This is a genomic window from Eubacterium ramulus (assembly GCF_003122485.1).
Classification (GTDB): Bacteria; Bacillota; Clostridia; order Lachnospirales; family Lachnospiraceae; genus Eubacterium_I; species Eubacterium_I ramulus_A.
The window spans coordinates 1-8,080 of sequence record NZ_JRFU01000074.1; the positions used below are offsets into that span (position 1 = coordinate 1).

At 42.5% G+C, this 8,080-nt stretch carries 7 protein-coding genes; all 7 read right to left on the reverse strand.

Going from position 1 to position 8,080, the window contains the following annotated elements; all coding sequences use genetic code 11:
- Positions 1–356: 356 nt before the first annotated feature.
- On the reverse strand, positions 357–500 hold the full coding sequence (locus LG34_RS06655) for a FeoB-associated Cys-rich membrane protein (protein ID WP_109215402.1): 144 nt from the start codon (positions 498–500) through the stop codon (positions 357–359).
- A gap of 73 nt (positions 501–573) precedes the next feature.
- On the reverse strand, positions 574–2,733 hold the full coding sequence (gene feoB / locus LG34_RS06660; RefSeq protein WP_109215403.1) for a ferrous iron transport protein B: 2,160 nt from the start codon (positions 2,731–2,733) through the stop codon (positions 574–576).
- An 82-nt stretch (positions 2,734–2,815) separates the two neighbouring features.
- Positions 2,816–3,037, reverse strand: coding sequence for a FeoA family protein (locus LG34_RS06665; RefSeq protein WP_021740426.1), 222 nt, complete (start codon positions 3,035–3,037; stop codon positions 2,816–2,818).
- A 28-nt stretch (positions 3,038–3,065) separates the two neighbouring features.
- The gene (locus LG34_RS06670) at positions 3,066–3,278 is read right to left on the reverse strand and encodes a FeoA family protein (protein ID WP_109215404.1); all 213 of its coding nucleotides are present in this window, start codon (positions 3,276–3,278) and stop codon (positions 3,066–3,068) included.
- Between the two features lie 382 nt (positions 3,279–3,660).
- Complete coding sequence (locus LG34_RS06675; RefSeq protein WP_109215405.1) at positions 3,661–6,183, reverse strand: HD domain-containing phosphohydrolase; 2,523 nt, start codon at positions 6,181–6,183, stop codon at positions 3,661–3,663.
- 9 nt (positions 6,184–6,192) lie between these two features.
- The gene (locus LG34_RS06680) at positions 6,193–7,812 is read right to left on the reverse strand and encodes a GH3 family domain-containing protein (RefSeq protein ID WP_109215406.1); all 1,620 of its coding nucleotides are present in this window, start codon (positions 7,810–7,812) and stop codon (positions 6,193–6,195) included.
- A gap of 17 nt (positions 7,813–7,829) precedes the next feature.
- Positions 7,830–8,080 (reverse strand): hypothetical protein (locus tag LG34_RS16930; protein ID WP_431602602.1); only part of this gene is annotated, 251 nt, incomplete at its 5' end.

Genomic DNA, 8,080 nt, shown 5'->3' on the forward strand with positions numbered 1-8,080 from the left:
GTTACTACTCACCACTTGCAGAAGTGGGAGTCTCATCTCAGACTGAGATCAAACCCATACTGCTTATTCTTATGCAATATCGTACATGCAATCACTAAAATAGTAATCATTATGTTGCCTGTGGCATTTACTATACATTATTGCGTGCACAACATAGTGTTGATTTTTATTATAACTTAAATGTGCACGTGGCACCCAGTGCCGAGATGGTGCAAAAATTTACTAATTTCACTGTGTATAGCAAGAACTCCTGCAATTTTTCCTCAAGGAGCGATTGTTAGCGACTGAGGCAAAATTGCAGGAGTTCCTATTAAAGCTTAACGAAGTAATTTTTTAAGCCATCTCAAAACAAGATGTTATTTCTGTGAATGGCATCCGCCACCGCAGGATGAGCAATCGCAACCGCAACCGCCCTTATGGTGCTTTTTATCATAAATACCTTTTCCGGTAATCAGACCAACCAGGCCGAATACAATGATTGCTACAATTACAGTTGCCATTAGAACTCCTCCTTTTAGATTTTAATAAAAATGATATTAACTACTTTAATACTATATTAGCACACTTTTCAGATTATGCTACTTTTTTTGCCATACCTGTTGCTTCATCAACATACGGATTTTTACGAACAAGCATATAGATGATAAATACTAACTCGATAATAGCAACGATCAGTCCTACCGGATGAACGTTTCCTGTGAACAGGGAACCAAACTGGTAGATCATCATAGATACGATGTATGCAAGACCACACATGTATCCAATTGCTGCCCAGAACCATTTCTGGTTGTTCATCTCTCGTTTGATCGCACCCATAGCTGCGAAACACGGAGCACACAGAAGGTTAAATACCATGAAGCTGTAAGCGGTTAACTGTGTATAATGAAGTGCTACCTGACCCCATACTTCATCGCCGTTTTCTGCCACTTCGGAGAAACCACCGAAGAGGACACCAAATGTAGATACAACATTCTCTTTTGCGATCAGACCAGTGATTGTTGCAACTGTTGACTGCCAGTCACCGAAACCAAGCGGTGCGAAGATCCAGCAGATTGCTCCACCGATCGCTGCCAGTAAACTGGAGTTATTATCTTCCACCATGCCAAATGCACCATCAACGAATCCAAATCCCTGTAAGAACCAGAGGATTACGGAAGAAGCTACGATAACAGTACCTGCACGTTTGATGAAGGACCATCCACGCTCCCATGTTGCACGTAAGATAGAACCTGCTGTTGGAATATGGTAAGCCGGAAGTTCCATAACGAATGGTGCTACTTCACCGGCAAATGGTTTTGTCTTTTTCAGCATGATACCGGAGATAACGATTGCTGCTACACCAATGAAGTAAGCGGAAACTGCAACCAGTCCGGAACCACCGAATAATGCGCCTGCGAAGAGACCGATGATCGGCATTTTTGCTCCACAAGGAACAAAGCAGGTGGTCATAATTGTCATATGACGATCTCTCTCATTCTCAATGGTACGGCTTGCCATAACACCTGGAACACCACAACCGGAACCGATCAGCATCGGAATAAAGCTTTTTCCGGAAAGACCAAATCTGCGGAAGATACGGTCAAGGATAAATGCAACACGAGCCATGTATCCAACCTGCTCCAGAATGGAAAGCATGAAGAACAGTACTAACATCTGCGGTACGAAACCAAGCACAGCACCGACACCACCGACAATACCATCATTGATCAGACCTACTAACCAGTCAGCACATCCAATGCTCTCAAGAGCCGGTCCTAAGTTTCCACAGATCCACTCACCAAAGAGTGTATCGTTTGTAAAGTCAGTAACGATTCCACCGATGGTTGTTACAGAAATCCAGTAAATCAGGAACATGATACCTGCAAAGATTGGTAATGCAAGAATACGGTTTGTTACGATACGGTCAATCTTGTCAGAGATTGTCAGGTTGTGTACTTCTGCTTTTTTGCTTACAGACTGATCACACACTTTACTGATGTAAGCATATCTCTGGTTTGTGATAATACTTTCTGCATCGTCATCCATCTCGTTCTCACAGTCAACGATATGCTGCTCGATATGAGATTTTACATCTGCAGGAATGTTTAAATCTTTGACAGCTTCCTCATCACGCTCGAAGAGTTTCATTGCAAACCAACGAAGATATCTGTGATCTACAATTGTCTCGATAGACTCCTCAATATGTGCGATTGCATGCTCAACGCTTCCTGTAAATACATGAAGTGGAGTTGCATCCTGTTTTTTCTCTGCTGCATCAACGGCTTTCTGAGCTGCTTCGAATCCGCCTTCACCTTTCAGCGCACTGATCTCAACGATTTCACATCCAAGTGTCTCAGACAGTTTCTTAACATTGATCTTGTCGCCGTTTTTACGAACAATATCCATCATGTTGATAGCGATTACAACCGGAATACCAAGCTCAAGGAGCTGTGTTGTCAGGTACAGGTTACGCTCAATGTTTGTACCGTCTACAATGTTTAAGATTGCATCCGGACGCTCATTTACCAGATAACCTCTGGCAACTACTTCCTCCAGTGTATATGGGGAAAGGGAGTAAATACCAGGTAAATCCTGAATGACTACGTCTTTTTTGTGTCCCTTTAACTTTCCTTCTTTTTTCTCAACGGTTACACCCGGCCAGTTACCTACATACTGAGAACTACCGGTCAACTGGTTAAACAGAGTTGTTTTACCACAGTTTGGGTTACCCGCAAGTGCGATTTTGATACTCATTTATATCTCCTCTCTACTTTTATTTTCATAGTTTTTCATAACTGTTATTAGAACTTTCTAATCCTTATGTAAAAAAATATGATTACTCAACCTCAATCATCTCAGCGTCAGCTTTACGAACACTCAGCTCATAACCGCGAACGTTTAATTCGATCGGATCGCCAAGCGGTGCTACCTTACGAACTTTGATCTGAACTCCTTTTGTGATTCCCATGTCCATGATACGACGTTTGATCGGGCCTTCACCATGCAGACGTTTTACAACTACTACATCATCAACTTTTGCGTCTTTTAATGTTTTCATAAAACTCATCCTTTCTTCTCTTCTATGCTTAAACCATGATTCTGGTTGCCATGCTTCGATCCAGCGCAATACGGCTGTCCTTTACCTGAAGGATAATATTTCCTCCCAGTTCACTGACAACTGTTACGGATTCATCTACTACCAGTCCCAGTTCCGCAAGATGCTGACGCACGGAATCTTTTCCGGTAATTTTTTTGATCACTACTGTTTCTCCACTTTTCGCCATTGCTAAAGGCATCATAAAAATATCCCTCCCGTGTCAGTAGATTTTCTTTTCTTTTGTATTAGTAAAAAGTAACAGCAAATACATATAGCTATATATTGTTAGAAGTCATCATCATATAATATAGCAAACTACATTTTATTAATACATCATAATATTTGATGTATTACACTATATTGTATTAGTTTTTCACAATTTCAACTAATTTTAGCTACATTTTGTTAGATTTTCCTAACATCAGCATACGAAGTTTACCACCGCTAACGTTTATTGTCAACCCCTTTTCGGAAAAAATTATCAAAAAGGTTTGAAAAGGAAAAAAATATTGCGATCATAGAAAGAATTTTTCTATATTCCTTCCTGATCACAATATTTTCATGTGAAGTTCTATTTTTAATTTTTACTGTAATTCTTCGGATTCTACCAAAGTGATCGTACCATTGTCCAGACACTCTACAAACTTATAAGCCAGCTCCGGATCAAACTGCTTTCCAGCATCCAAAAGGAGTTTTTCTCGCGCCACCTCCAATGAAAATGCTTTTTTATAGCAGCGTCTGGATGTCATGGCATCAAAGGAATCTGCCACGCATAAAATTCGCGCTGTCAGCGGAATATCCTCGCCTGCGATTCGCCTTGGATATCCTTTTCCATCATATCTTTCATGATGACCGATGACTGCAGGGATAACATAATCCAGAGATGGAAGATGGCGGATAATGTCAATCGATGCTTCCACATGTCCTTTGATGATCTCATATTCCTCATCAGTCAGACGCCCCGGTTTATTCAGTACATACTCCGGAATTCCGATTTTTCCCACATCATGCAGTAAAGCAGCCTGACGGATGATCTCAATCATATCCTCATTCATGCCGAGTGCTGTGGCCAGCATCGTAGCATAATAGGCCACGTTATTAGAATGGCTGAACGTATAATGATCCTTCGCATCGATAGCCGCGGTCAGTGCATAGATCGTTGTTTCATATTCGCGGTAAATATGAGCACGGTCTCTGGTAAGCCCCTGCGCGTTATTATTACGAAACATCGTATCAAACACCTGGATTCCATTTTTTCCGCTGTGCTTTACATGGTAGACAGCCAGATCCACATTCTCCATCAATTCCTTGACATTTCTGGCTGCATACGGTGCCGCACTGATTCCTGCACTGACAGTCACCGCCTTCAGCTTCATATCCGTCCGTCGATTATTCATTACAAAAATCTGCTTTGCAATTGATTCTACCAGATTTCTAGCTGAAAACAGATCATATTTCGGAAGCAGGACTGCAAATTCTTTTCCGCCGTAACGGGCTGCATATCCACTGTCTCCTACGCTGCTGCGAATGATCGCGGCAATCTGCTGCAGGCAGATGTCCCCTTCCTTGACACCGTACAGCTGATTATATAGTTTAAAATCATCCACATTGATAATGGCAAGTGCCAGGGATGCTTCCTTATTTTTCTCAAACTCTTCATTTAATACTTCATAAAAATACTTTCGGTTCAACAGTCCGGTCATCTCATCTGTCCGCGCCTCAATGCAGGCTTTCTCATACAACCGCGCATTCTTGATGGCAATGGACGCTACCGATGTAACGGAGGAGATCAGCTGCACCTCGTCATATACAAGTCCCTTTTTCGAAGAAGGTGCTGTGATCAGGATCACACCTGCCAGACAGTCCCCGTCCTTCAGTCCTGCACAATAGCGGATATGCTTTTTATCCAACTGATGCTTTTCACTTTCCCACATGGATTTGTATTCCACCGTATAGCGAAATTCCCGGTAGATCAGAGGCTCATCATGAACTTCCAGCCACTGGATCATCGGATTTTCCTCCTCCAGTGAAAAAGCCAGGTCGTTGAGCGGCTGATCACTGGTAAATCCCCGATATGGCTGACCGGATGCGTCCTGCATACAGATATAGATATTTCCAACATCCATCAGTTCTTTCAACACATGGATCGTTTGATTCAGAATTTCCTGCAGATCCAATGTCTTGGAAATTGCCGAACTGAATTCTTTGATTTTTTCCGCCTGATGAACTTCTTCCTTTACAAACACATTTCTCACCAATAACTTCCATAAAAACGTAAACAGCGCATAAATGACAAGAAAGATCACTGCAAATACAAGTGCAAACACCGTCATATTTTTATCCATCTCTAAATGAAGCACTTTCTGAAGATATGGAACCACATTAAAAAACACGATTACTGAAAACAGAAATCCAACACCATAGCATAATCCGGAAGAGGCCAGCATTTGCAAGCGAAACAGGTGTCTGCGGGTAAGTGCATAAAATATCAGAAATACATTAATGACACCGCTGAGTACATCGATTGGGAAACCGGAAAGCTGCGGCAGACTGATTAGAACGTTGCCGGCAAATAGTACCACAACGCCAAACATTATCGGATCATATTGTACTTTCATATTCGGATTTGCTTTGCAGATACGCACCAGGATTACAAACAAGTGCAGCAGAAATGCTCCAACAAGAACGAATAATACCAGAATCGCCGGTTTAATATCGTATACAAAGGTTGGTCTTCCATTTTTTTCTATAAGTTCAGGACACGCCAGAAAGACGCCATTCCAAATATTTGCCACAAGACAGGTAAGCATAGCTGCCAGATAGATTCTACCTGTCATGCCTTCCCTGGCACCGCCAAAAGCCAGAATAAAACGGTAGTATGCGTATGGAAGAAGTAAGATTCCAAATAATGAAACCTGATACCAGAATGCGTAATGCGGCCAGAGCTGCGCACGCATAAAGGCAGAACCCCCGGTCCACAAAAGCAGTCCTGCCAGCACCACCAGAAAGCTGTTTACAATTTTATTTCTCTTTGCTGCCAGAAACATCAGCAACATAAATCCATAGCACACCATGGCTATAATTGAAATATATCCGTAGGTTCCCATATATCCCTCTTATCTCACTCTATTCATACTCGCCTGCACCTCAAGTAACCCCTTTAAATCATAATGTGAAGGGCTCATATGGTACAGTTTTTTCCCTGTCCGTTTCTCATAAGTCTCAAATGTTCCGCAAGTAAGAATCGTCACCTGCAAAGGATCCATTCCTAAAATTTTTTTCAGATCACGGTAATCCTGATCAATATATTTAAAATAGGTACTGAGCAGATCTTTCAGAATCGTTGCACTCATGGCATTATTCAGCAGTGCATCTCGCTCCAGTTCCACATACATGTGCAAATACGGTCGGTTCTGCTCATTATATTCCTTCGTTGCCACCCAGTTTATAATTGGAAGCTTTGAAAGTCCAATTACATTTTTGATCCCATTTTCTGAAATTCGTGTAAACCCGGCAATATCGATGATCCAGGGCACACGGTCTATATACTCAAACCGCGGGATCCGCGTCTCATCTTCCCGGTTTTCCAGACCGACGCAACGATATATATCGCCACAGCGATACCTTGCAAACGCTCCGCCTTTCAAAATAGTAAATACCAGCTCATATTTTTCCCCCGGCCGTACCTCATCCATGAGATATGTCGGTGGAATATAGGATGGATCCTCATAATTTTTCAGCATGTCTTCCTCTGTGATAAACTCGTAAAATGCGTTATCCGGGAAGAAATACATGCCTTTACGCGTCCATGTCTCAGTTCCCATCATGGAAGGTTCCGTACCTGCAAACAATTCCATCGGCCGGATACCCCAGAGTTCTTCCAGATCATCCTTATAGCACAGATTGTCTGTGCCTGCTACCATAAAGCCTTTCAGATGGAAGAGGTCCTTTGGAAGCAGCTGCCGCTGCTCTTTCCTGCACCGGTATTTTGCTTTCAAAAGCCGGATGAGCATCTGCGGTTTACAGTTTAACAGACTGGACAACTTTACTCCACCGCCTGAACTTGTCAGAGATGACAGGCTCTGGCTGACTGCATAGGCAACACTTCCCAGACCGAAGAAAAATCCCAGATCCTTTTGCATTGCCATCTTAAATCCCAGTTTGTTACGCTCACTGAAACTCATATTCACAGCGTCTTTGATCGCCGGTAAAAACTCAATATCGATTTCTTCTCCCAATGCCAACGGGAACAATCCTGTAGCATAGGGCAACGGTGCCAGCGCATACAGAAACTTATCCGTGGAAGCCACATCAAAAGATCCCTTTTCACGGCTTGTAGACAAAATCAGGCATGCCATGACGTTATTTCGATATGTATCCAGCATACTTCTGGTATACGGTGCTACCTTGATTGGGTGCTTTCCTCCCTCCCAGGTCGTCTGTATCCAGATCACCGGATTTCCCGGAAGCATATCCGGCTGCTTGCTCAACAGAATATCTGCATAATCTTCATACCCTGTCAACGGCACCATTTTCCGGAATTCCTCCAGATTTTTCGGATGCTTTCCTTTTAGAATGGACTGCCCCAGTCCGCAGTTGCTCCAAAGCTGGATCTGCTCTTCCATCAGCCGCCGCTGGATCTTCATGTATCCTTCCATGGACAGATCAAGGAATCCGCAGTACTGCTGCCATATTTCATTATATTGATGTTTTTTCAATTTTTCTTTTAGACTCATAGGTTGTCCACTCCAGATTAATTGCTGCGTTTTCTTATACTTTTCATGCACACCCGGATACTTTTTCCATTCGGAATTAAAAATGGCGTACTTTGTTGATATTCCCTATAATTAAAAAATGTCCGTGGAAATGTCCACAGATCCTGAAAAATGATATACAGATAATTCCAGAAAATCATAAGTCCAAAATAGATTCCCTGTCTTAATCCCCCCAGCATTCCCCACATGCATAAAAAGGCACCCGCAAACCATAACACGCCCGGATGAC

What these genes read in the sequence shown, in the direction of transcription:
- feoB (WP_109215403.1), bottom strand. Translation starts at nt 2,733, where the DNA reads ATGAGTATCAAAATCGCACTTGCGGGTAACCCAAACTGTGGTAAAACA.
- LG34_RS06655 (WP_109215402.1), bottom strand. Translation starts at nt 500, where the DNA reads ATGGCAACTGTAATTGTAGCAATCATTGTATTCGGCCTGGTTGGTCTG.
- LG34_RS06675 (WP_109215405.1), bottom strand. Translation starts at nt 6,183, where the DNA reads ATGGGAACCTACGGATATATTTCAATTATAGCCATGGTGTGCTATGGA.
- LG34_RS06665 (WP_021740426.1), bottom strand. Translation starts at nt 3,037, where the DNA reads ATGAAAACATTAAAAGACGCAAAAGTTGATGATGTAGTAGTTGTAAAA.
- LG34_RS06670 (WP_109215404.1), bottom strand. Translation starts at nt 3,278, where the DNA reads ATGATGCCTTTAGCAATGGCGAAAAGTGGAGAAACAGTAGTGATCAAA.
- LG34_RS06680 (WP_109215406.1), bottom strand. Translation starts at nt 7,812, where the DNA reads ATGAGTCTAAAAGAAAAATTGAAAAAACATCAATATAATGAAATATGG.